The following is a 21,747-nucleotide window of genomic DNA, read 5'->3' as shown; positions in this document are numbered from 1 at the left end:
TCAGTACTCCACTACCGTCCAGGCCCCGTCGCGCAGCTCCAGGCGCGCATCGGCGGGGGGTTCATTGGTTTGCCCTTCCAGATCGCGCACCACGCGATTACCGCGCGCACGCAGGTCGGCGATTGCGGCCTCCATGGCCACGTCACCCGAGGCCGGCGCGCGCACCGTACGACGCGGCACCGGCGGCGCCACCTCGGCGCGGCGCAGCAACTCGCGCAGATCGGTGCTGAAGCCGGTCGCGGCGCGCGCCCGGCCAAAGACGCGACCAATATCGTTGTAGCGCCCGCCGCGTGCAATTGCCTGCCCGGAGCCTGGCACGAACACCGCGAACACCAGGCCCGTGTGATAGGCATAGCCGCGTAACTCGCCGAGATCAACGTGGAGGTCCACGTTCGGCTGTGTCGCCTCCAGACGTTCCGCCACCGCCTGCAGGTGATCCAGGGCCGCCTCGACCTCGGCCGGCGCACCGGCCAGGGCCTCACGCGCCGCGGCAATGACACCGGCGTCACCATTGAGATCCACCAGAGCGCGCAACCGCCGGCAGACAGCCGCATCCATGCCTTCCGTCTCCCATGCCTCGAGGGTCCCCTCGATCTCGGGGACGCTTTTGCGCTGCAACTGGTCGAAGAAGGCCTCTTCGCGCGCGTTGTCCAGACCGGCCTCGCGCGCCAGCGCGCGATAGATACCGACATGACCCAGATCCATGCTGGGCTGATAGACCCCGCAAACCTCCAGTGTGGCGAGCATCAGGCGGATGATCTCAAGGTCGGAATCCAGACCATCATGGCCGAACAACTCGGCCCCGGCCTGCAGGGGACTGCGCGATCCGGACCACTCGTCCGCACGCGTACGCAGCGTACTGCCGACATAACAGAGGCGGTTGGGGCCTTCGACCTTCAGGCGATGGGCGTCGATGCGTGCCACCTGTGGGGTCAGGTCCGCGCGCACCCCCATCAGCCGACCGTTCATCTGGTCGGTCAGCTTGAAGGTCTGCAAATCCAGCGCATGGCCCGCGCCCACCAGCAAGGACTCCAGGTATTCCGCCAGCGGCGGCATTACCAGGTCATAGCCCCAGGTATCAAACTGGTCCAGCACCCGACGGCGCAGTCCTTCCAGGCGCCGCGCGGCGTCCGGCAGCGCCTCGTCGAGGCCATCCGGCAGTAGCCAGCGGTTGATCTCGGTCATCTCGTCCCTGCCCTTGTCCTAGGGAAACACTGATCAATGTCCACGCTCGCACTCAAGGCGCTTTTGCGTCCGGCGAGTGTGTACATTGATCAGTGTTTCCCTTGTGTCACCCAATGCGCGCCGGCCGGGTCCCGGCATGACTCGGGCCCGGAAGACCGGGCCCGAGTCAAACGGTCACCGCGCACCGGACACCTGCGATGGCGCCCGGCCCCGGTGTTACTGGGTCGGCAGCGGCGCCGGCCGCTCCCCGCCCGGCGCGTTGAAGAACTGGAAGAACTCGGAGTTCGGCTCCAGGATAAAGGTGCTCTTCTCGCCGCTCATGCTGTTGCGGTAGGCGATCAGGCTTCGATAGAAGCGGAAGAACTCCTCGTCCTCGCCGAACGAGCGGCCCAGCGTCTCGGTGGCACGCGCATCACCGGCACCCCGGATCTCCTCGGAGTCGCGATAGGCGTTGGCGAGGATGACCGTGCGGTCACGGTCGGCGCGCGAGCGGATGCGCTCGGCCTCCTCCTGGCCACGGGCACGGAAGTCCTGCGCCACGCGCTCACGCTCGGCACGCATACGTTCGTACACCGACTCGGAGACCTCGTCGGGCAGATCCATCCGGCGTACGCGCACGTCGACCAGGTCAATCCCCAGCTCCAGCGCCGTCTCCAGCGCGGTCTGCCGTACCGCCCCCATGATCGCCAGGCGCTCGCCGGCGACGACTTCCTGCAACTCGAAGCGTGCGAACTCGTTACGCATGCCGTCGCGCAGGATCTGGGCCAGACGCTCCTCGGCCAGCCGCTCGTCACCGCGGGTAGCGCGGTAGAACTGACCAATATCATCGATACGCCATTTGGCGTAGAAGTCGACGATGATGTTCTTCGCCTCGGAGGTCAGGAACCGATCCGGCGGGATGTTCAGCGTCATGATCCGGGCATCGAACTTCTCGACGTTCTGGATCAGCGGAAACTTGAAATGCAGACCAGGCTCGGGGTCGACCTGACGGATCTCCCCCAGGGCAAACTTGATCACGCGCTCGCGCTCATCGACGGTGTAGGTCGACAGCGCCACCACGATCCCGATGACAACAACGGCGATACCGGCTATGCGTAGCATTAGCGCACCTCCCGCGAGCGCTGGGCCGCCGGATCACGGCTACCCAGTCGATTGACACCTGACCCAGGAGTGGCACCGAGGCCACCGCGGCTGGTATCGATGGGTTGCGGGGTCGGCGTATCACCCGAGTTGGATCGGGTACCGGTACCACGGAACAGCTGATCCAGCGGCAGCATCATCAGGTTGTTGCTGCTGCCCACGTCGAGCATGACCTTGCGCGAATCCTCGAGCACGGCCTCGACGGCCTCCAGATACAGACGGTCGCGGGTCACTTCCGGGTACTGCTGGTATTCCACCAGCAACTGATCGAAGCGCGCAGCATCACCGTCGGCCTGCGCAATGACCTGATCACGATAGGCCTCGGCCTCCTCGATGATACGCGCCGCCTGACCACGGGCCCGCGGGATCACGCCGTTGGCGTAGGCCTCGGCCTCGTTGCGGAAGCGAACCTCGTCCTCGCGGGCGCGGATCGCGTCGGCAAAGGCCTCCTGGACCGGCTCGGGCGGCTGGGCCTGCTGCATGGACACGGCGGTAACCGTAACCCCGGCCCCGTAGGAATCCAGATTCTCCTGCATCACCACACGCGCCGACGAGGCAATCTCCCCACGCCCTTCGCCGAGGATGAAGTCCAGGTTGGAACGCCCGACACGTTCGCGGATCGCGGATTCCATTACGTGATTCACAGTGGAGTCCGGGTTGCGCACGTTGAAGAGGAAATCGACCAGATCGAGGATGCGGTACTGCACCGCGATATCGATATCGATGATGTTCTCGTCTCCGGTCAGCATCAACGCGCGGTGCTCGATGGTTCGCACGTTATCGACGTTGACGATCTCGACCCGCTCGATCGGATAGGGCAGATGCCAGCCGGGACCCGGGTTCTTCACTTCCTGGAAGGCGCCAAAGCGCAGCACAACACCGCGCTCGCCCTCGGAGATGATATGGAAGCCGGAGGCCAGCCAGACGACCAGAGCGATGATCAGCCCGAGACTGACCAGGGCCTGGGCACCACGGCCCATGCCACCACCGGAGGAACCCCCGGAGCCACTGTCGCCACCACCGCCGAAGATTCCATTCAGCTGGCGCGACAGCTTGCGCATCATTTCTTCCAGATCGGGAGGCTGGTTGCCCCCGCCGCCACCGCTACCACCACCGCGCTGGCCACCGCCGCCCCCACTCCAGGGGTCGCGGTTACTATTTCCCGGTTCGTTCCAGGGCATGGACTGGACTCCGTCACTCGCTCAGGGCTGGCACCATCCGTTCACCCGACACGGATGGGCATAAGGGGCCATATTCTAGGGAGCCGGTCCCACCCGGGCAACCACGACCGGAGGGAAAAGCGGGTTACTCACCACCCTCGAGGACGACAAAGGCCTGGGCATACTCGCGCTCGTCGCTAATACTGAGGTGAATGGCGCTCACCCCAAGGCGTTCGGCGGTCGCCCGTGCGCGGCCTTCCAGCACGAATTCGGGGCGCCCGCGGGCATCATGGGTCACCCCGGCTTCGGCCAGCCCCATGTCGGCCCCGACCCCACATCCCAGCGCCTTGGCGAGGGCCTCCTTGGCCGCAAAGCGCCGGGCGAGAAATCCCGCCGGATGCTCCGACGGCAGGTCGGCGTGCTCGACCGGATGCAGGATACGCTCGGCCAGCCGCCGGCCATGGCGCTCCCACATGCCCTGCATGCGCGCCACCTGGACGAGGTCGGTGCCGATCCCGAGGATCATGCGGCGATCACACCGGGTACTGGCCGACTGGCAGGCCAGCGCGGGCGGCATCCATCAAACCGCGCATGTGGCTGACTGCCTCCGGCAACCCCGTAAACAACGCCCGGGCCACGATGGAGTGGCCGATATTCAGCTCGTGAAAGACCGGATTCGCGGCAATCGGACGTACATTGTCGTAGTCGAGCCCATGACCGGCGTTGATCACCAGCCCCATGGCCTGACCGGCAGTGGCGGCCTGGTTGATCCCGGCCAGCAAACGTTCGCGCTCGGCTGCATCACGGGCATTGGCATAGGCGCCCGTATGCAGCTCCACCACCGGAGCACCAATCTTGACCGCCGCCTCCATCTGGCGAACATCCGGCTCCACGAACAGCGAGACCTCGATCCCGGCCGCGGTCAGCGGGGCCACGAAATCACGCAGCCGCTCCAGCTGCCCGGCCGCATCCAGCCCGCCCTCGGTGGTCAGTTCCTCGCGCTTTTCCGGCACGATGCAGCAAGCCTCGGGGAGCAGCTTCAAGGCGATCGCCTGCATGCCCTCGGTGGCGGCCATCTCGAGGTTCATCGGCACCGTAAGCCGCGGCTTGATCCCGAAGACATCGTCATCCTGGATATGGCGGCGATCCTCGCGCAGGTGCAGGGTGATCGAATCCGCGCCGCTGGCCTCGGCCAGGCGTACCGCCTGCATCAGGTCAGGATACGGCGTGTGGCGGGCCTGGCGAATCGTGGCGATGTGGTCGAGGTTGACCCCCAGCTTGAGCGGTGCAGGATGCGACATGGTACGTGTGGCCTTGTATGGGCTTGAATGCGTGTCAGGGCCGGGGCTACAGCAGCGCTCGCGTGCGCAGCACGCGGCCGGCCAGGTGATGGTCAATCAGGGCGCGCATGAAGTCACGCGCCGGACGGGCATGATTATCGGGGACCGGCTGCCCCGAAGCGAGCGCCCACAGGGCCTCCCCGGCGATGGCACCCGCGCGCCCCGGTGCCGTGGGCTCCAGGCCCATCTCGGGCTCGTACCGATACCAGGCCGCCGGATCAAGCTCGGCGGCATCGACATGCTCGAGCCCGGAATCGATCGGCAGCAGCAGCGCCCACTCGGCGCGGCGCAACACCACGTCCGCGCGCTCCCGGGCCGCCAGCCGCGCGTAGGCCGTCAGCAGGGCCGGCAACGCCTCGGGGATCGGCGCGTCACGCGGATAGAGGCGCAACACCAGCTCATTCAGATACAAACCGCAGACCAACGCCCGCCCGGTCAACGGAAAGACCCGCTGCTGCTCCGCCACCTGCAGCGTGGGAAGCTCGCCACGGCCGCGCCAGGCCAGATCCAGTAGCACAAAGGGCTGTACCGACCCCGCCTTGCCACGCACCACCGCCGCCACACGCCCGGCCTCGCCCGTCAGCAGTTCCAGCACGCGGCTGTTCTCGCGCAGTGCCCGCGCATGCAGCACTACACCCTGGGTGACGGCCGTCGCCGCGCCACTCATGCGCGCCGCGGCGCCTTCACCGGGGTTCTTCGATGCCCAGCTCGCGCAGGGCGCGGGGATTCCGGGTCCAGTCCGCCTCGACACGTACCGTCAGGCGCAGCATGACCTTCCGCCCCAGCAGCTCTTCCAGCTGCAGACGCGCCGCCTGCCCGATCCGCTTCAGGCGCTGTCCACCCTTGCCGATCACGATCCCCTTCTGGCTGTCGCGCTCGACCATGATGACGGCATCGATATGCGTCGTCCGCGGCTCGTCGGACCACTGCTCCACGCGCACCGCCACCGAGTACGGGACCTCCTGCCCCAGGCTCTCCAGCAGGGACTCGCGGATCATCTCCTCGGCGCGGAAGCGCTCCGGGCGATCGGACAGCTGCTCGGGGTCGTAGAGGAAGGGCCCCGCGGGCAGGTGGCCGCGGATCTCGTCGATCAGGCCCGCGACGTTGGAGCCCGTCTTCGCCGACAGCGGGACAACACCTGCATACGGCATCGCCTCCATGCGCGCCGCGATAAACGGCAGCAGTTCTTCTTTTTCCCGCGCCCGATCGACCTTGTTGATCACCAGCAGCGCCGGCCGCTCGGACTGGCGAATCAGCTGCTCGATGCGCTCGTCGCCCTCGCCAAAGCGTCCCGCCTCGACCAGGAAACACACCAGGTCCGCGTCGGCCAGGGCCTGACTGGCCGTGCGGTTCAGCACACGGTTCACCAGACGCGTGCGTTCAGTATCGATCCCCGGGGTGTCCATCAGCACGATCTGGTCGTTCCCCTCGGTCACGATGCCGAGGATGCGATTGCGCGTGGTGTGGGGACGCCGCGTCGTGGCTGCGAGCTTCTCGCCCACCAGGCGGTTCATCAGCGTAGTCTTGCCAACATTCGGGCGGCCGACCAGCGCGACCATACCGCACCGCGTTCCGGACTCGGAAGTGCTATCCATGCCGTTCACTGCTCCTGTGCCTGCTGCTGCAACCGCTGCAGCGCGGCCTCGGCCGCGGCCTGCTCCGCGCGGCGCCGAGAGGAGCCCTCGCCCTGCTGCCCCCAGCCCTGAGTAGGCAGGTGTACGGAGACGGTGAAGCGGCGCTGGTGATCGGGGCCAACCACCTCCAGCACTTCGTAAACGGGCAGTTCCGCATTGCGGCCCTGCAATTGTTCCTGCAAACGGGTCTTCGGGTCCTTCAGGGATTCGGCGGAGGGGAGATTCCCCAGGCGCTCGGCATAAAGTGCCAGGGTGAAGTCGCGCGCAGCCTGCATGCCGGCCTCGCGGTAGGTCACGCCAATCAGGGCCTCGACCGCGTCGGCGAGGATGGAATCGCGCCGCTGACCGCCGCTCTTGCGTTCGCCCTGGCCGAGATTGAGCGTGCCTTCCAGTCCCGACTCTCGCGCCAGGGCCGCCAGCGATTCGCGGTTGACCAGCGCCGCGCGCAGGCGCGTGAGATCCCCTTCTGGCGCGTCCGGCAGCTGCTCGTACAGGGCATCGGCGATGACCAGACCCAGGACCGCATCGCCCAGAAACTCCAGGCGCTCGTTGTTGCGCCCGCCGGCACTGCGATGGGTCAGGGCCTGGCGGACGCCATCGCCCTCGCGCACCGCCTCCGGCAGCAGATCGCGAAAATCGCGACTCGCACTCGATCGTTGAAGGTTACGGTCCGACAATCCCACAGCGTTTCCCTAGGGCGCCAGGGTTTCGCTACGCGAGAAACGCGCGACCACGTCGACGTTCCCCAGGAACTCGCGGCGGACTTCGTATTCCAGATGCATCTGCCGGCGATCGCCCTCCTCGGTCACCGAGAAGTCGTCCTCCTCGATCCCGTCGTACACCGAGTTGATCTGGAAGCGGCGGTTCATCTCGCGCCACAGCTCGCGCTCGCTTTTCTCGGCCGCACCGGGCTGGGTCGCCACGTCCTGCATGATCGAGCGCACCGTCAGGTACTGGGTGTACTGCGTACCCATCTTGATCACGAAGGTCCCGACCAGCAGCGCCAGCAGGATCAATGCCATCACCGTCAGGGCACCCGCCCCGCGCATGGAATGTCTGGAATGCCGCATCGCCCTACCCCCTGGTTGCCTGCGCCCGCGAAACAGGCCTAGCGAATCGCCTGGCCAATCCGGGAAAAGTCCCTGTGCCCTTCATTGTAATCCCAATGCAGCCAGATAAAGAGGGCACGCCCCACCAGCAGATCCTCGGAGACGAATCCCCAGGTCCGGCTGTCGTTCGAGTTGTCGCGATTGTCGCCGACCATGAAATAGTGGCCGTCGGGGACCGTCACCGAGCCATCCAGGCTCGGGCGTTCCTCGCGCATCAGCGTCGTGTAGGTGCGCCCGTCGAGGGTCTCCTCGTACAGTGAGGCACCGGACATCATCTCCCCGGACCCCTCGCCCTCGAAGGTACCCACGCGCTCGGCCGACTGTGCCTCGCCGTTGACGTACAGCACGCGATCGCGGAACTCGATGGTATCCCCCGGCAGCCCAATCACTCGCTTGATGTAGTCCTCTTGCGGGTTGCGCGGATACTTGAACACCACGACCTCGCCACGCTCGGGCTCGCCCATATCGAAGACCTTGGTACGCGTAACCGGCAGGCGAATCCCGTAGGAAAACTTGTTCACCATGATGAAGTCGCCCACCAGCAGGGTCGGCATCATGGAGCCCGACGGGATGCGGAACGGCTCGGCCACGAACGAGCGCAGCACCAGCACAATCAGCAGCACCGGGAAGAACGAACGCGAATAGTCCACGAACCACGGCATGCGCGCCTGACGCTCGGGGCTCAGCCGCCGCCGCAGGAGCACCCAGCCCAGCCAGATCAGGCCCGTTGCGGCCGTGGCCAGTACCAGGATCAGTTCCAGATTCGCCATGTATTGTCCTCGATCACCGCCTTGCGGCGTGCCCGCTCCGACCCGGGCGCGTTATTTGTCGTCGCCGACCGACAGCACCGCCAGGAAGGCCTCCTGCGGCACATCTACCTTGCCAATCGACTTCATGCGTTTCTTGCCGGCCTTCTGCTTCTCCAGCAGCTTGCGCTTGCGCGAGACGTCGCCGCCGTAGCACTTGGCCAGCACATTCTTGCGCATCGCCTTGACCGTGGAGCGCGCGATAATCTTCGAGCCGATCGCCGCCTGGATCGCCACCTCGTACATCTGCCGCGGGATGATCTTTGCCATGCGCTCGGTCAGCTCGCGACCGCGCGACTCCGCATGGTCACGATGCACGATCCCGGACAAGGCATCCACCCGCTCGCCGTTGATCAGGATATCCACGCGCACCAGCGGCGCCGCCTGGAAGCGCCGCGGCTGGTAGTCGAACGAGGCGTAGCCGCGGGTTGCGGACTTCAGCCGGTCGAAGAAGTCCAGCATCACCTCGGACATCGGCAGCTCGTAGGACAACTGCACCTGACGCCCCAGGTATTGCATCTTGGTCTGCACCCCGCGCTTCTCGATGCACAGGGTGATCACCGCGCCGACGTAGTCCTGCGGCACGAGGATGTTCGCCTCGATAATCGGCTCGCGGATCTCGGCAATCTCGTTGCTCGGCGGCAGCCCGGATGGGTTGTGCACCATCACCACCTCGCCGTCGCTCTTTTCCACCTCGTAGACCACCGTGGGCGCGGTGGTAATCAGGTCAAGGTCGTACTCGCGCTCCAGGCGCTCCTGCACGATTTCCATGTGCAGCATGCCGAGGAAGCCGCAGCGAAAACCAAACCCCAGCGCCTGCGAGGTCTCCGGCTCGAAGGACAATGCGGCATCGTTCAGGCGCAGCTTGTCCAGCGCCTCGCGCAGGTCGTTGAAGTCATCCGCGCTGACCGGGAACAGGCCGGCGAACACCCGCGGCTGGACCTCCTGGAAGCCCGGCACCGGCTCGGAGGCCGGGTTGTTGAAGTCGGTGAAGGTGTCGCCCACCTTGGCCCCGGAGATGTCCTTGATGGTCGCGATCAGGTAGCCAACCTCGCCGACCTCAAGGGTCTCGCGGTCCACCGGCTTCGGCGTGAACACCCCGACCCGGCTGACCTCGTGGGCGCGCCCGACCGACATCGCCTTGATCTTCTGCCCCGCGTAGAAGCGCCCGGCCTTCACCCGCACCAGCGCGACCACGCCCAGGTAGTTGTCGTACCAGGAGTCGATCACCAGCGCCTTGGGCGAGGCCTCGGCGTCCCCCTCCGGCGGCGGGATGCGGCGCACGATCTCCTCCAGCAGCTCGGCAATCCCCTCGCCGGTCTTCGCGGAGACCCGCACGGCGTCGGTGGCCTCGATGCCGATCACATCCTCGATCTCGGCCGCCACCCGATCCGGCTCGGCCGCCGGCAGGTCGATCTTGTTAAGCACCGGGACGACCTCGAGCCCCTGATCGATCGCGGTGTAGCAGTTGGCCACACTCTGCGCCTCCACACCCTGGGAGGCATCGACCACCAGCAGTGCGCCCTCGCAGGCATACAGCGAACGCGAGACCTCATAGGAGAAGTCCACATGCCCCGGGGTATCGATGAAATTCAGCTGGTAACGCTGTCCGTCCTGGGCGTCGTAGAACAGCGAGACGCTCTGCGCCTTGATGGTGATCCCGCGCTCGCGCTCCAGGTCCATCGAGTCCAGCACCTGCTCGGACATCTCGCGCTCGGTCAGGCCATGGCAGCCCTGGATCAGGCGGTCGGCCAGCGTGGACTTGCCGTGGTCGATATGCGCGATGATGGAAAAATTGCGGGTCAGGCGAGTTTCGGTCATGCAGGGGCCAGTAGGTCCAGCAGTGCCTTTCGGTCGAGGAAATGGCAGCAAAGAATGTCGCCGTCGACCGCAAGCACCGGGACCTTCGCGTTGAAACGCACGCGCAGGTCCCGGTCCTCGTCGATGTCGACGATCTCGAGGGCGAAAGTATAACGACTTTTGAGGGCCGAAAGCTCCGCGAGCATCTGCTCGCAAAGCCCGCAGCCTTCGCGGTGATACAGCGTCAGAGTCCGCATCATGATCGCTGCCGCCGCCCGGGCGCACAACGCCCGGGCCAGGGCACGACCATCATTCGGACGGGATGCGCAGGGCGATAAAGGTCGGGTTGCCGTCGCGCTGAATCAGGACCGGGACCGTGCGCCCGGTGCCGGCCGCCTCGATCTGCTCTTCCAGCTCTTCCAGCGAATCCACCGAGTGGCGACCGAACTGCACAATCACGTCGCCTGGCCGAATGCCGGAGGAACGGGCCGGATTACCCGTCACCTCCGTAACCACCAGCCCGCCGTCCAGCCCGAGCTCGTCGGCCTCGGCGGCATCCAGCGGCTCCAGGTGCATCCCGAGCAGGCTTTGCGGCTCGGCACGCTCCTCCTGCTCCGGCTGGCGACCGCCGCGTTCCGCCGCCACATCGTCCGGCAGGCGTTCGATCTCGACCGTCAGGGTCCTGGTCTCCTCGCCGCGACGAATCTCCACCTCGGCCTCGGTACCGACCGGTGTACGTCCCACGATCGGCGGCAGCGCGGAGGAGTTCGGGACCTCGATCCCATTGAACTTGAGGATCACATCTCCCGTCTCGAAGCCGGCCTTCTCCGCCGGGCTGTCCGACTGCACACGGGCGACCAGGGCGCCGCTGGGCTTGTCCATGCCAAACGACTCGGCCAGATCGCGCGTAACCTCCTGGATCAGCACGCCCAGCCAGCCCCGCGTGACCTCGCCGTGCTCGCGCAGCTGCTTGACCACGTCCTCGACCATCTCGATCGGGACCGCGAATGACAGCCCCATGAAGCCACCGGTACGGCTGTAGATCTGGGCATTAATCCCCACGACCTTGCCGTCCAGGTTCAGCAGCGGGCCACCCGAGTTCCCGGGGTTGATCGCGACATCGGTCTGGATGAACGGGACGTAATTCTCGGTCGGGAGGTTGCGCCCCTTGGCGCTGACGATCCCGGCCGTCACGGAGTGATCGAAGCCGAACGGCGAGCCGATCGCCAGCACCCACTCGCCGACCTTGAGGTCGTCCGAGGAACCCAGCTCCAGCGTCGGCAGGTCATCGGCATCGATCTTCAGCAGGGCCACGTCGCTTTGCGGGTCCTTGCCGACCACCTCGGCGTCGAACACGCGCCGGTCGGAGAGATGCACGACGACCTCGGAGGCCCCCTCCACAACGTGATTCGCCGTGATGATGTAGCCATCCTCGGTGTAGATGAAGCCGGACCCCAGCGAGCTGCGCTCCGGCATCCGGCCTTCGCCGCCCTCGCCTCGTCCGCCACCTGGGGGGGCGCCGAAGAAGCGTTCGAACAGGTCCTCGAACGGGGAGCCCTCGAAATCGGGGTGTCCGCCCGTCTGGCCACCCTCACGCTCACGCGTGGTGGAGATATTGACCACCGCGGGGCTGTGCTCCTCCGCCAGCGGGACAAAATCCGGCAGCATGCGCGCCGAAGCCGGCAGGGAGAAGGCAAACAGGATCAGCCCCAGCAGGGCCCATTGCATCGGTCGCGTCATGATTGAACCCGCTCTTGCTCGTGCGTTCATGCTCTAGAAAATTCGTACCGGGACAAGTTCCCGGCGATTGCCTGCATTATTCGATCGGACGCGGACGGCCCTGCGCCCGGACCACACCGGCGTCGGGCTCGCGGCGCAGGAATACCGGCGCCAGATCCGGTGCGCGGTGGCGCATCCAGTACCGAACCCCGCCGAGCCCCAGCACGAAACCCGCCGCACCGGCCAGCATCAGCCAGCCCTCGCCCAGCAGCGGCCAGGCCAGCATCAGCAGCCCCGGCACGGCGACCAGGCCCAGCAGTGGCAGCAGATACATCGCCAGGGCCCCCGAGACCAGGGCCTGGTCGCGAATCCCGATGATCACGCGATCGCCGGCGCGGAGCTGACCCGGGTGGCCGATGGTCACCTCCACGGCCTTTCGCCCCAGCACCTCGGACAGCACACCGCTACCGCAGCCGGTGCGGGCCGAACAGCTTCCGCAGGTGGACTGGCGCTCGATGCGCACGCGCGCGCTGTGCGCCTCGGCCGCGAGCACGACACCTTGTTCCTCGATCCAGTGCCCCACCGGCCTTACTCGCCCGCGGCGCCTTGGTAATAGACCGCGTCCAGCACCTGCTGGACCGTAATATGGGGGACATCGCCGACCGCCGTGACCTGATGTCCGGCCATCACCCGTGCAGCGGCATGCGTGGCGCCGGCACGGGTTGCACCCTCGAAACTCTTCTCGCCATCCGCCGGCTCTACATAGACCGACACCGAGGCCAGACCATCACTCAGCACGAAGTGGCGCGAGACCTCGTCCCCGTTACCCAGCGAGCGCTCCGTGGCGGCGACTGCCTGAAAGCCAGGGGGGAGTTCACCAAACTTCCAGCCACCCAGGCCATTGTCGTCGTCCCACTGGGGCTTCTTGTGGCCGCGATCGGCGCGCACCTCGATGTGCTCGGCCTGATCGGTCGTCGGCTCGAGTTCGCTCTCGGCGATCTCGTCACTCAACTCCAGATCGGTGAAGGCAAGCCGTTCCAGCAGCTTGCCCTTGGGATCGTACAGCTCGCTCAGGAGCGGCAGGGCGCTGTCCATATGGAGACAGTAGCGATGGCTGTAGCGCAGGGCATCCCGCGCGCGCGCCATAATCAGGGTGCAGGGATAACCGGCCACGCGGTCCAGGCCCTGGATCTTCAGCGCATAGAGGTCATGTGTTTCCAACAGGGAGACCGGCGCGCCGGCAGGGCCCAACGGTGACTGCGCCCCGTCTCCCGAGGCACCGCGCGCGCCCTTGATTGCACTCAGGCGATCCACCGAGCGCAGGATCTCGCGTTCGGCGCCAGTCAGGGTCTCGAGGCGTTCTCGGTAACCGCCATCATCGGCGACATGTACCACACGGATGGTATCGATGCGGTCATCGCGCTGCAGCACGAAGGTGCCTTGATAGCTCTCCGCATGCAGGCTTGTCGTCATGCGCTCAAGCCATTCCGACGGCGAGACCTCGTCCGCCAGGACCTGCGCCGGAAGGCAGAGCGCGGTTGCGGCCAGAACGAGCGGCAGCCCACGCCACATGACGTATTACTCGTCGCTGACCGAGTAGCGTACGCGTCCCAGGGCCGAAGAGCCCGGGCCGGTCAGTTCGGCATGATTTTCGAGGTAGCGGGCAAACCGCGGATCCAGGGACTCGCCAAGTTCCGCCTGTGCGGGATCTTCGGCACCGGCGCGGGAGCTGGCCGTCTGCACGTCGCCCGTAGCCGCCGGGGTACCGCTTTCCACGGCCACCGGGGTCGCATCCTGACCGGGTTGATCCCCCAGCATCTGCATACCCACCAGCGTGACCATCGCCACGGCCGCGGCCACTCCGGTGCCGGCGACGGGCTTCAGCCAGCGCGGCGATTCGCGCCGGGGCACACCCTGCAGGGCGGGTTCGTCCGCCAGGGCCGTGCGGATGTCATCCATGAAATGTGCGGGGGCCGTGTTGCGCAGGCCGCCGCGGAGACTGTCACCGATCAGGTGATAGCGTTCCCACTGATTGCGATCCTCTTCGGACTTGACCAGCTCGTCGATCAGGCGCCGCGTCTCGAAGTCATCCGTTTCTCCGTCTACGAGGGCGGATAGACGTTCATTCTTGGTGACTTGTTCTTTCATGGTGCTTCTCGTCATTCTTCGTCTAACAAAGGACGCAAGGTCCGGTCGATGGCCTCGCGGGCCCTGAAGATGCGCGACCGTACGGTACCGATCGGACATCCCATCGTCTGCGCGATTTCTTCGTAACTCAGTCCCTCGATTTCGCGCAGCGTAATCGCCATGCGAAGGTCGTCGGGCAGTTTCTCGATGGTGCGCTGCACCGCGCCTTCTATCTCCTCGGACAAGAGCTCCCCCTCCGGGGTTGCATTGTCCTTGAGAGCGGAGTCACCGCTCATCTGTTCCGCGTCCTGTGCGTCGACTTCGGCCTCCGGCCGCCGCCGTCCCTGGGAAACCAGGTAGTTCTTGGCCGTATTGATCGCGATGCGGTAGAGCCAGGTGTAGAACGCACTCTCGCCGCGAAAGTTCGCCAGTCCCCGGTACGCCTTGATAAAGGCCTCCTGGGACACATCCTGGGCGGCAGCCTGATCATGCACGTAGCGCCCGACCAGGTTGATAATCTTGTGCTGATACTTCAGCACCAGGATGTCGAAAGCCGCCTTGTCGCCGGTTTGTACGCGTTTGACCAGAGCCTCGTCGGAAGCCTTCTCGCTCATGCGGGGGCTCCCGCCAGGGCACCGGTCTCCGGTAATCTATGAAGCATGGACCGCCTGACTCGCATTAAGTTCGCTTTCCGCACAACACTGTTGCGAAAGGGCCACGATTTGCTCGGGCAACAAGCGCAGCACGTTACCTGAGCCATGGGAACAGTACAACAACCTCGCCTGGCCGACGTACTGGTCATCGGGAGCGGCGCAGCGGGGCTCTCCGCTGCCCTGCATCTGGCCCCGCATCGCCGCGTCACCGTAATCAGCAAGGGTCCAGTGGACGAGGGCTCGACCCGCTATGCGCAGGGCGGGATCTCCGCCGTTCTCGACCGCGCCGACTCGTTCGATGCCCATATCGCCGACACCCTGGATGCGGGGGCCGACCTGTGCGATCCGGACGCGGTCCGGCGCACCGTGGCCGCCGGCCCCGAGGCAATCCAGTGGCTGCTGAACCTCGGCGTGCCGTTCACCCGCGAGGCCCTGGAGGGGCGCAGCCGCCTGCACCTGACCCGCGAGGGGGGGCACAGCGCCCGGCGCGTCGCCCATGCCGCCGATGCGACCGGCCGCGCAATCGAGGATGCCCTCGTGAAGAGCGCCTCCGGGCAGGCCAGCATCGAGGTCTTCGAGCGCCACGTGGCGGTGGATCTGATCACCCAGCCCGTGGACGGAACCCGGCGCGTGGTCGGCGCCTACGTGCAGGACGCCAAGACCCGCGAGGTGGAAACCATCCTCGCCCCGACCGTGATCCTGGCGACCGGCGGCGCGAGCAAGGTCTACCTCTACAGCTCCAACCCCGACGGCGCCACCGGCGACGGGATCGCGATAGCGTGGCGTGCCGGCTGTCGCATCGCGAACATGGAGTTCATGCAGTTCCACCCGACCTGCCTGTTCCATCCGCGCGCCAAGTCGTTCCTGATCTCCGAGGCGGTGCGTGGCGAGGGCGGTCTGCTGCTGCTCCCCAACGGCGAGCGCTTCATGCCGCGCTTCGACAAGCGTGCGGAACTGGCCCCGCGTGACATCGTCGCCCGCGCGGTCGACCACGAGATGAAGCGTCTCGGCCTGGATCACGTGAACCTGGACATCAGCCACAAGCCGGCAGAGTTCATCCGCGAGCACTTCCCCACGATCTATGAGCGCTGCCTGGAGTTCGGCTTCGACATGACCCGCGAGCCGCTGCCGGTGGTGCCGGCCGCGCACTACACCTGTGGCGGGGTGATGGTGAACCACTTTGGCCAGACCGATCTGCCCGGCCTGTACGCGGCCGGCGAGGTCTCCTATACCGGCCTGCACGGGGCCAACCGCATGGCCAGCAACTCCTTGCTGGAATGCCTGGTCTATGCCCGCGCGGCCGCCGAGCACATCCTCTCGCAGACCGACCTGCCCGCGCCGGAGCAGCTCGCGGCACCGCCCGCCTGGGACGAGTCACGGGTCACGGAATCCGAGGAGGAGGTCGTGGTCGCCCACGACTGGGATGAACTGCGCCGCCTGATGTGGGACTACGTCGGCATTGTGCGAACCCGCGAGCGCCTGCACCGCGCCGAGCGCCGCATCCGCATCCTGCAGGAAGAGATCCACGAGTATTACAGCCATTTCCGCATCTCGCCGGACCTGCTCGAGCTGCGCAACCTGGCCATGGTCGCGGAGATCATCGTGACCAGCGCCCTGTCCCGCAAGGAAAGCCGCGGGCTGCACTTTATTCGCGACTACCCCGAGACCGACCCGGCCCTGGACGGCCAGCCGACGATCCTGGCACCGGACAACGCCCTGCGCCCCGGCGACCGCCGCCGGCCGTAACCTGCCTCCCCGTCATTGCGAGGAACCTCGCGACGAAGCAAGCGGTATCCGCCAGCCAGCAAACCCCAAAGCGACGTCCAGCTTCGGGCGGTTGCCGCGTCGCCTGCGGCTCCTCGCAATAACGGGGGGCAAGCGCGGCGGCGCTACCACCACTTCTCGTACTTGAGCTGCGCCTCGGGGATTCCCCACTCGGCCAGAAGCGTGGCCATATCCTCGATGAACTCGCGCGAACCGCAGAAGTAGAACAGGGCGTCGCGCGGCAGGTTCAGGGACTCCAGCAGCTCGTGGCTGATGCGCCCGGTGTGGCCCAGCCAGTCCTCGGCCTCGCGCGTCACTGTCAGCGTTACGTCGATGTTCTCGGCCTTGGCCAGGTGCGCCAGCTCGTCGGGGAACAGCATCTCGTCCTGGTGAGCGACGCTGTAGACGAGATGGGCGTAGACGTCCGGCATGCCGTCATTGACCGCACGCAGGATGCTGAACAGCGGCGTGACCCCGATCCCCGCGCCCAGCAGCACGACGTTCCGCGCCATGCCCGGCTCGAAGAAGAAGCTGCCCTGGCCGGGGGTGATGTAGACCGTATCTCCCTCGCGTGCGGTGGAGTGCAGGTAGTGCGTGGCGTGATGGTGATCGGCGTACTTGATTGCGAGCTGCAGCCGCCCGTCATCGCGCGGCGCGGAGACCACCGAATACCCCCCGACAAACGGCTTGCCGGCGGCCTGCGGGATCACCAGATCCAGCCACTGCCCGGCCTTGCTGGCAAAGCGCGCCGGGTCGGCCGACAGAGTAAAGACCTTGATCAGCGGCGTAACCTGTTCGATCGCCTCGATCCGGGCCGGCATGAAGTGTTCGGGCAGTTCAACGGCGTGTGTCATTTGGGGTCCGTGTTGGTGTCGCGTTCACGCCGCCGGGCCTCCTGGTAGAGAGCCTCCTGGGCGTCGAAATCCAGTTGTTCCAAGGCCTGCCCCTGCGCGCGGGCCAGGGCCTCCATGGTACGAAAGCGCGCCTCGAACTTGCGCGTGGCGCCACGCAGCGCACCCTCCGGTTCCACTCCCAGATGACGCGCCCAGTTGGTCACGGCAAACAGCAGGTCGCCGATCTCCTCGGCCACGCGCTCGGGATCGGCGTCGCTGGCCAGCTCCTCGCGGACCTCGTCCAGTTCCTCGTGGATCTTCTCCAGCACCGGGGCCGGGTCGCCCCAGTCGAAGCCCAGCCGGGCCGCGCGGCGCTGGGTCTTGGCGGCACGGGCCAGGGCCGGCATCGCCAGCGGGATGTCGTCCATCGCGCTGTGGTGGTCGCGCGCGGCGCGCTCCTCGGCCTTGGCCGATTCCCAGGCGGCCTCGCGGGCGGCATCATCCGAGTATTCGGCATCGGCGAATACATGCGGGTGGCGCCGCACCAGCTTGTCGCCGATCGCACGTGCGATGTCATCGAGGTCGAAACGCCCCGCCTCCTCCGCGATCCGCGCCTGGAAGACCACCTGAAACAGGAGATCGCCCAGTTCGTCGCGCAGCTCGCGACTGGCCGCCTCGCGGCCATCGTCGCGAGCGATCGCATCGGCCAGCTCGAAGGCCTCCTCCAGTGTGTGGGGCACGATAGTTTGAGCGGTCTGCGCCCGGTCCCAGGCACAACCCTGCTCGGGATCACGCAGGCGCGCCATGATCGCGCGCAGGCGATCCACGGGATTGGTGTCCGTCATGACGGTGGAGTGTAAGGGGTCCCGGTGGGCGGGCAAAACCGTCCGCCACACTCCGATGCCAGTGTCGGGGCCGCGTGATCGGCCCCGACACCTCGATCAGCCCTGCTGATCCGGTTCGCAGAGGCGCTTTTTCTCGTCCGGCAGGTTGTCCGGGCAGATCCCGCAGCCCTCGTTGCCGGGCAGCGCCCAGTCGATCTTCTTCGGATACGGCAGGTCCATCTCCTCCATGATCTTGACGAACTCGGCCTCGGGCTTGTTCTTGCCCAGACGCGGGTTGCGCATCTTCTCCTGCCCGATGGTGGTGATCTGGCGCTCTTCGTAGTCGTGGCACGGATATACCAGCGTCTCGTCTGGCAGGGTGAAGAACTTGTCATGGATCGACCGGTACAGGGTCTTGGCGTCACCCGACTGGAAGTCGGTGCGGCCACAGGCCTCGATCAGCAGGGCGTCCCCGGAGAACAGCATCTTCAGGCCGACGTGATCCATCAGATAGGCATGATGGGAATCGGTATGCCCCGGGGTATAGAGGGGATTGATCACCAGATTCCCCACCTGGAAGGGCTCGCCCTCGCGCAGGCCGACGTCGCGACAGGGCAGCTCGTCCAGCGCCGGGCCGGCCAGCTGGCAGCCCGTCCGCTCGCGCAGCATCTTGCCGCCGGTGATGTGGTCGGCGTGGATGTGCGTCTCGATCGCGTAGTCGAGGCTCAGCCCCATCTCCTGCAGCACCCGCAGATCGCGGTCCACGGTCTCGATCACCGGATCGATCAGCGCGGTCTTGCCCGTGTCCGGGCAGCTCAGCAGATAGGTGTAGGTGGACGATTCTTCCTCGAACAGCTGCTTGAAAATCATGCGGTGTCCTCCAGGGCCATATGGGCCCGTCCGTTATATCAGCATTTCCTAATACTAACCGGTAGTCGCTGCCGGCACCAAGCCAGTGTGCGTACCGCGACTATCTCCCGTTCGGAACCCCACCACTACCACGAGTTCCCGGAGCCGGGCCACCTCGCCCTTCTGTAGCGCCACGCCACTGGCTATCATGCGGCCTCTGCCGACATACACATCGACATCAAGGACTCACCATGGAAGCCAATCAAGTGGCCGAACTCATCCGCGCCGGCCTGCCGGAGGCCGAGAAGGTCGAGGTGACCGGGGGCGAGGGCAAATTCGAGGCCCTGGTCGTCAGCCCGCAGTTCGCCGGAATGAACAAGGTCAAGAAGCACCAGACCGTCTACGCCACCGTGCGCGACCAGATCGACTCCGGCGAGGTCCACGCGCTGTCCATCCGCGCCCTGACGCCGGAAGAGGCCGCAAGCGCCTAGGCACGGCGAGCGGTAATGCTTTCACCCAAGGGCCGCGAGGAGATCGAGCGCCTGCTGGAGGGCGGCCTGGTCCACGACTGGGGCGAGGCCGAGACGACCCTGCGCAATGTCACGCGCATGCTGCTGACCACGCGCCCGGACCTGCTACGTCTGTACTTCAGCCCCGAGGCCTGGGGCCAGATCACCGCCTGGCCGCAAAAAAAGGCTGCCAACGCAATCATCGCCGCATTGCGCACCGGCGTGGTCGACGCCCTCGGGCGACCGGCTATCGCCAACCGCGAGCAGGCCCGCTTCTACCTCCTGTGCTTTCAGGATGACCTCGCCGAACGGGTGGATGCCTGGTGCCGCGAGCACCCGGAGGAATGCCCGCGCCGCAGCCGCGCCCAGACCCAGGCCCTGCCCGGCAACTCCGGCCCATGACCTCAACCGTTCTCGAATGCGGCGATGCCACCATCGAAACCCCGCTACGCGACCTGCTCGAACGCTACGGACTACAACTGGTAATGCATCCGCCCGGTGCCGCACTGCCCGGGACCTGGTGGGGCGAGCCCGAGGCCGGGATCATCGGGTTGGCCGTACATGTACGCCCGGACACCCCGCTGCACTCGGCGCTGCACGAGGCCGGCCATCTGATCTGCATGGAACCCGAGCGCCGCGCGGCCCTGCATACCAATGCCGGAGGCGACGACCTGGAGGAATGCGGGGTGTGCTATCTGCAGATCCTGCTCGCCGATGCCCTGCCCGGGGTCGGGCGCAACCGGCTGATGCAGGACATGGACGCCTGGGGCTACAGCTTCCGCCTGGGATCGACCGCGCGCTGGTTCGAGGGGGACGCCGACGATGCACGGGCCTTTCTGCGCGCCGAGGGCCTGATCGACTCGCACGAGCGTCCTTCCTTCGCCTGTCGCGGGGGCCTTGAGCCTGCGCGGGATGCTACACTGAGACCCACGTCACAAGGCGCGACTCCCCCGCAAAATACCCGGCAAGCTCCATTGCGGTGATTGCGCGGCCGGGCACCGCGGGCCGGGGGAACACGAACCCACTGGCGCCCCGCCCGGACCAGGGAATGATCGAAACACAGGCAACGGAATCGCTCATGGACACGACGACCATCGACAGTCTGCTCCAGGAAATGGACCTCACCGCGCACCTGTCGGAGTCCGCCCGCGCGGAACTGGCCCAGGCATGCGCGAGCCCGGAGCTGCCCGCCGGCAAGCGGCTGCGGCCCAAGGACGTAGCGGACCGGCACCTGTTTCTGCTGAGCGGCCAACTGGTACGCGTCAGCGGCGGCACCCCTTCGCGCATTACCGTCAGCGATGGCAACAGCGAGCCGCCCCTGCAGATGTTCGACGGCGGGGCCGGCCAGCACGATTTCATCATCACCGAAAAGCCCTGCCGCATGCTGGAGGTGCCCACAGGGGCGCTGGAGCAGGCCCACAGTGCCTCGCTGGTAATGCACGACACCGAGCTGGATGACACGGAAGGCGCCTTTTTCGGCGAGCTGTACGACTTGATCACCAGCAATCGTCTGGAGCTGCCGACCATGCCCGAGGTCGCCCTGCGCATCCAGGAGCTGACCAAGGATCCAGACGCGGACATCGACAAGCTGACCGATGTCATCCAGCGCGACGGGACCATCGCCGGAGCCTTGTTGCACGCCACGAACAGCCCGCTGTTCCGCGGCTCGCAGCAGATCCAGTCGGTACGGGACGCGGTCACGCGCCTGGGCTTTCGCAATACCCGCATGCTGGCCATGAACATGGCTATGCGACAGGCCTTCAAGGCGCGCCACGCCACCACGCGTGAGGCGATGGAGGCGGTCTGGCAGCACGGGGTACTGCAATCGGCCTATGCCTATCTGGTGGCCGACTCCCTGAAGCTGCTGGACCGTGAGCGCGCGTTGCTCGCCGGCCTGGTGGCCGGCATCGGGGCCGTCCCGATCATCCAGTTCATCGAGGTACGCGAGGACCACCCGGAGCCCGAGCGGGTGGCCCGTCTGGTTCGCCGCCTGCGCAATCTGGCTGGCGTACTGGTCATCAACTACTGGGACCTGGGCGGAGACCTGGTCAACGTCGCGGAACACAGCAGCGACTGGGGCTACCGGCCGGCGGAACCCGACTATGCCAGCATCGCGCTGGTCGCCCAGTACGCCGCGCTGCAGGCCGAGGGCAAGGAACTGCCGGCCCCGTCCGAGGTCAAGGCTTTCGAACTCCTGGGCATCGATGCCCCCGCCCCCGGGGAACCGATCGCCTTCCTGGAGGCCCGGGCCGCCGACCTGGCGGAATTGCAAAAACTCTTTGATATGTAGAGGTG

At 66.4% G+C, this 21,747-nt stretch carries 25 protein-coding genes; 5 read left to right on the top strand and 20 right to left on the bottom strand.

Going from position 1 to position 21,747, the window contains the following annotated elements:
• The 17 genes from F468_RS0106205 to rpoE all read right to left on the bottom strand — a co-directional run bounded on the left by F468_RS0106205 (window position 1) and on the right by rpoE (window position 14,634).
• Window positions 1–1,185, bottom strand: a complete 1,185-nt coding sequence (locus F468_RS0106205; RefSeq protein WP_018138093.1) for an ATP phosphoribosyltransferase regulatory subunit — start codon at window positions 1,183–1,185, stop codon at window positions 1–3.
• 216 nt (window positions 1,186–1,401) lie between these two features.
• Window positions 1,402–2,286 (bottom strand): protease modulator HflC, encoded by an 885-nt coding sequence (hflC, locus tag F468_RS0106200; RefSeq protein ID WP_018138092.1) that lies wholly within the window; start codon window positions 2,284–2,286, stop codon window positions 1,402–1,404.
• Complete coding sequence (gene hflK, locus F468_RS0106195; RefSeq protein WP_038049052.1) at window positions 2,286–3,506, bottom strand: FtsH protease activity modulator HflK; 1,221 nt, start codon at window positions 3,504–3,506, stop codon at window positions 2,286–2,288. The genes hflC and hflK overlap by 1 nt, the downstream gene beginning before the upstream one ends.
• A gap of 124 nt (window positions 3,507–3,630) precedes the next feature.
• Window positions 3,631–4,011: a holo-ACP synthase gene (gene acpS, locus F468_RS0106190; RefSeq protein ID WP_026182192.1), complete on the bottom strand. Its 381-nt coding sequence runs from the start codon at window positions 4,009–4,011 to the stop codon at window positions 3,631–3,633.
• Between the two features lie 7 nt (window positions 4,012–4,018).
• Window positions 4,019–4,786, bottom strand: a complete 768-nt coding sequence (locus F468_RS0106185) for a pyridoxine 5'-phosphate synthase (RefSeq protein WP_018138089.1) — start codon at window positions 4,784–4,786, stop codon at window positions 4,019–4,021.
• A 46-nt stretch (window positions 4,787–4,832) separates the two neighbouring features.
• Complete coding sequence (locus F468_RS0106180) at window positions 4,833–5,492, bottom strand: DNA repair protein RecO (protein ID WP_018138088.1); 660 nt, start codon at window positions 5,490–5,492, stop codon at window positions 4,833–4,835.
• 16 nt (window positions 5,493–5,508) lie between these two features.
• Window positions 5,509–6,384 (bottom strand): GTPase Era, encoded by an 876-nt coding sequence (era, locus tag F468_RS0106175; protein WP_018138087.1) that lies wholly within the window; start codon window positions 6,382–6,384, stop codon window positions 5,509–5,511.
• A gap of 41 nt (window positions 6,385–6,425) precedes the next feature.
• Window positions 6,426–7,136, bottom strand: coding sequence for a ribonuclease III (gene rnc / locus F468_RS0106170; RefSeq protein WP_018138086.1), 711 nt, complete (start codon window positions 7,134–7,136; stop codon window positions 6,426–6,428).
• A gap of 15 nt (window positions 7,137–7,151) precedes the next feature.
• Window positions 7,152–7,508, bottom strand: a complete 357-nt coding sequence (locus F468_RS0106165; protein WP_017925696.1) for a DUF4845 domain-containing protein — start codon at window positions 7,506–7,508, stop codon at window positions 7,152–7,154.
• Window positions 7,509–7,567: 59 nt separating this feature from the next.
• Complete coding sequence (gene lepB / locus F468_RS0106160; RefSeq protein WP_018138085.1) at window positions 7,568–8,338, bottom strand: signal peptidase I; 771 nt, start codon at window positions 8,336–8,338, stop codon at window positions 7,568–7,570.
• A gap of 51 nt (window positions 8,339–8,389) precedes the next feature.
• Complete coding sequence (lepA, locus tag F468_RS0106155; protein WP_018138084.1) at window positions 8,390–10,195, bottom strand: translation elongation factor 4; 1,806 nt, start codon at window positions 10,193–10,195, stop codon at window positions 8,390–8,392.
• On the bottom strand, window positions 10,192–10,431 hold the full coding sequence (locus F468_RS0106150; RefSeq protein WP_026182191.1) for a glutaredoxin family protein: 240 nt from the start codon (window positions 10,429–10,431) through the stop codon (window positions 10,192–10,194). The genes lepA and F468_RS0106150 overlap by 4 nt, the downstream gene beginning before the upstream one ends.
• Window positions 10,432–10,483: 52 nt before the next feature.
• Window positions 10,484–11,902, bottom strand: a complete 1,419-nt coding sequence (locus F468_RS0106145; RefSeq protein ID WP_018138082.1) for a DegQ family serine endoprotease — start codon at window positions 11,900–11,902, stop codon at window positions 10,484–10,486.
• 88 nt (window positions 11,903–11,990) lie between these two features.
• Entirely contained in the window at window positions 11,991–12,476 is a 486-nt protein-coding gene (locus tag F468_RS0106140; RefSeq protein ID WP_018138081.1) for a SoxR reducing system RseC family protein, read from the bottom strand.
• 5 nt (window positions 12,477–12,481) lie between these two features.
• Window positions 12,482–13,465, bottom strand: coding sequence for a MucB/RseB C-terminal domain-containing protein (locus tag F468_RS0106135; protein WP_018138080.1), 984 nt, complete (start codon window positions 13,463–13,465; stop codon window positions 12,482–12,484).
• A 6-nt stretch (window positions 13,466–13,471) separates the two neighbouring features.
• Window positions 13,472–14,041: a sigma-E factor negative regulatory protein gene (locus F468_RS0106130; RefSeq protein WP_018875328.1), complete on the bottom strand. Its 570-nt coding sequence runs from the start codon at window positions 14,039–14,041 to the stop codon at window positions 13,472–13,474.
• Window positions 14,042–14,052: 11 nt separating this feature from the next.
• The gene (rpoE, locus tag F468_RS0106125; RefSeq protein ID WP_018138078.1) at window positions 14,053–14,634 is read right to left on the bottom strand and encodes an RNA polymerase sigma factor RpoE; all 582 of its coding nucleotides are present in this window, start codon (window positions 14,632–14,634) and stop codon (window positions 14,053–14,055) included.
• Window positions 14,635–14,778: 144 nt separating this feature from the next.
• Here rpoE and nadB point away from each other — a divergent pair, with 144 nt between their 5' ends.
• Window positions 14,779–16,419 (top strand): L-aspartate oxidase, encoded by a 1,641-nt coding sequence (gene nadB, locus F468_RS0106120; protein ID WP_018138077.1) that lies wholly within the window; start codon window positions 14,779–14,781, stop codon window positions 16,417–16,419.
• A gap of 143 nt (window positions 16,420–16,562) precedes the next feature.
• On the opposite strand, the gene F468_RS0106115 is transcribed toward nadB, so the two are convergent.
• From F468_RS0106115 to F468_RS0106105, 3 genes are all read right to left on the bottom strand, one after another.
• Window positions 16,563–17,291 (bottom strand): ferredoxin--NADP reductase, encoded by a 729-nt coding sequence (locus F468_RS0106115; protein ID WP_018138076.1) that lies wholly within the window; start codon window positions 17,289–17,291, stop codon window positions 16,563–16,565.
• Window positions 17,288–18,115, bottom strand: coding sequence for a nucleoside triphosphate pyrophosphohydrolase (gene mazG, locus F468_RS0106110; protein ID WP_018138075.1), 828 nt, complete (start codon window positions 18,113–18,115; stop codon window positions 17,288–17,290). Before mazG ends, F468_RS0106115 begins: the two co-directional genes overlap by 4 nt.
• A gap of 96 nt (window positions 18,116–18,211) precedes the next feature.
• Window positions 18,212–18,964, bottom strand: coding sequence for an MBL fold metallo-hydrolase (locus F468_RS0106105; protein ID WP_018138074.1), 753 nt, complete (start codon window positions 18,962–18,964; stop codon window positions 18,212–18,214).
• A 230-nt stretch (window positions 18,965–19,194) separates the two neighbouring features.
• On the opposite strand from F468_RS0106105, the gene F468_RS0106100 reads away from it, so the two are divergent.
• From F468_RS0106100 to F468_RS0106085, 4 genes are all read left to right on the top strand, one after another.
• A complete protein-coding gene (locus tag F468_RS0106100) occupies window positions 19,195–19,434 on the top strand; it encodes a BolA family protein (protein WP_018138073.1) in 240 nt (79 codons plus the stop codon).
• A gap of 15 nt (window positions 19,435–19,449) precedes the next feature.
• Window positions 19,450–19,854 carry a hypothetical protein gene (locus tag F468_RS0106095; RefSeq protein WP_018138072.1) on the top strand — a complete coding sequence of 135 codons (405 nt, stop codon included), beginning with the start codon at window positions 19,450–19,452 and terminating at the stop codon, window positions 19,852–19,854.
• Window positions 19,851–20,435 carry a hypothetical protein gene (locus tag F468_RS14570; protein ID WP_018138071.1) on the top strand — a complete coding sequence of 195 codons (585 nt, stop codon included), beginning with the start codon at window positions 19,851–19,853 and terminating at the stop codon, window positions 20,433–20,435. Before F468_RS0106095 ends, F468_RS14570 begins: the two co-directional genes overlap by 4 nt.
• 95 nt (window positions 20,436–20,530) lie before the next feature.
• Window positions 20,531–21,742 (top strand): HDOD domain-containing protein, encoded by a 1,212-nt coding sequence (locus tag F468_RS0106085; protein ID WP_026296500.1) that lies wholly within the window; start codon window positions 20,531–20,533, stop codon window positions 21,740–21,742.
• The last annotated feature ends 5 nt before the right edge of the window (window positions 21,743–21,747 follow it).

It is taken from the genome of Thioalkalivibrio sp. ALJ2 (assembly GCF_000378325.1).
In the GTDB taxonomy this organism is placed as follows: domain Bacteria; phylum Pseudomonadota; class Gammaproteobacteria; order Ectothiorhodospirales; family Ectothiorhodospiraceae; genus Thioalkalivibrio.
The sequence above is the reverse complement of the archived record's forward strand: the minus strand, read 5'-3'. Positions and strand labels throughout refer to the sequence as shown.

Bases quoted from the DNA above. Each gene is read 5' to 3' on its own strand.
- F468_RS0106150 (WP_026182191.1), bottom strand. From the start codon at position 10,431: ATGCGGACTCTGACGCTGTATCACCGCGAAGGCTGCGGGCTTTGCGAG.
- F468_RS0106185 (WP_018138089.1), bottom strand. From the start codon at position 4,786: ATGTCGCATCCTGCACCGCTCAAGCTGGGGGTCAACCTCGACCACATC.
- F468_RS0106130 (WP_018875328.1), bottom strand. From the start codon at position 14,041: ATGAAAGAACAAGTCACCAAGAATGAACGTCTATCCGCCCTCGTAGAC.
- F468_RS0106145 (WP_018138082.1), bottom strand. From the start codon at position 11,902: ATGCAATGGGCCCTGCTGGGGCTGATCCTGTTTGCCTTCTCCCTGCCG.
- mazG (WP_018138075.1), bottom strand. From the start codon at position 18,115: ATGACGGACACCAATCCCGTGGATCGCCTGCGCGCGATCATGGCGCGC.
- F468_RS14570 (WP_018138071.1), top strand. From the start codon at position 19,851: ATGACCTCAACCGTTCTCGAATGCGGCGATGCCACCATCGAAACCCCG.
- F468_RS0106205 (WP_018138093.1), bottom strand. From the start codon at position 1,185: ATGACCGAGATCAACCGCTGGCTACTGCCGGATGGCCTCGACGAGGCG.
- F468_RS0106095 (WP_018138072.1), top strand. From the start codon at position 19,450: ATGCTTTCACCCAAGGGCCGCGAGGAGATCGAGCGCCTGCTGGAGGGC.
- hflC (WP_018138092.1), bottom strand. From the start codon at position 2,286: ATGCTACGCATAGCCGGTATCGCCGTTGTTGTCATCGGGATCGTGGTG.
- lepB (WP_018138085.1), bottom strand. From the start codon at position 8,338: ATGGCGAATCTGGAACTGATCCTGGTACTGGCCACGGCCGCAACGGGC.
- F468_RS0106165 (WP_017925696.1), bottom strand. From the start codon at position 7,508: ATGCGCGGGGCGGGTGCCCTGACGGTGATGGCATTGATCCTGCTGGCG.
- F468_RS0106105 (WP_018138074.1), bottom strand. From the start codon at position 18,964: ATGATTTTCAAGCAGCTGTTCGAGGAAGAATCGTCCACCTACACCTAT.
- F468_RS0106085 (WP_026296500.1), top strand. From the start codon at position 20,531: ATGGACACGACGACCATCGACAGTCTGCTCCAGGAAATGGACCTCACC.
- nadB (WP_018138077.1), top strand. From the start codon at position 14,779: ATGGGAACAGTACAACAACCTCGCCTGGCCGACGTACTGGTCATCGGG.
- era (WP_018138087.1), bottom strand. From the start codon at position 6,384: ATGGTCGCGCTGGTCGGCCGCCCGAATGTTGGCAAGACTACGCTGATG.
- F468_RS0106180 (WP_018138088.1), bottom strand. From the start codon at position 5,492: ATGAGTGGCGCGGCGACGGCCGTCACCCAGGGTGTAGTGCTGCATGCG.
- acpS (WP_026182192.1), bottom strand. From the start codon at position 4,011: ATGATCCTCGGGATCGGCACCGACCTCGTCCAGGTGGCGCGCATGCAG.
- F468_RS0106100 (WP_018138073.1), top strand. From the start codon at position 19,195: ATGGAAGCCAATCAAGTGGCCGAACTCATCCGCGCCGGCCTGCCGGAG.
- hflK (WP_038049052.1), bottom strand. From the start codon at position 3,506: ATGCCCTGGAACGAACCGGGAAATAGTAACCGCGACCCCTGGAGTGGG.
- lepA (WP_018138084.1), bottom strand. From the start codon at position 10,195: ATGACCGAAACTCGCCTGACCCGCAATTTTTCCATCATCGCGCATATC.
- F468_RS0106115 (WP_018138076.1), bottom strand. From the start codon at position 17,291: ATGACACACGCCGTTGAACTGCCCGAACACTTCATGCCGGCCCGGATC.
- rpoE (WP_018138078.1), bottom strand. From the start codon at position 14,634: ATGAGCGAGAAGGCTTCCGACGAGGCTCTGGTCAAACGCGTACAAACC.
- F468_RS0106135 (WP_018138080.1), bottom strand. From the start codon at position 13,465: ATGTGGCGTGGGCTGCCGCTCGTTCTGGCCGCAACCGCGCTCTGCCTT.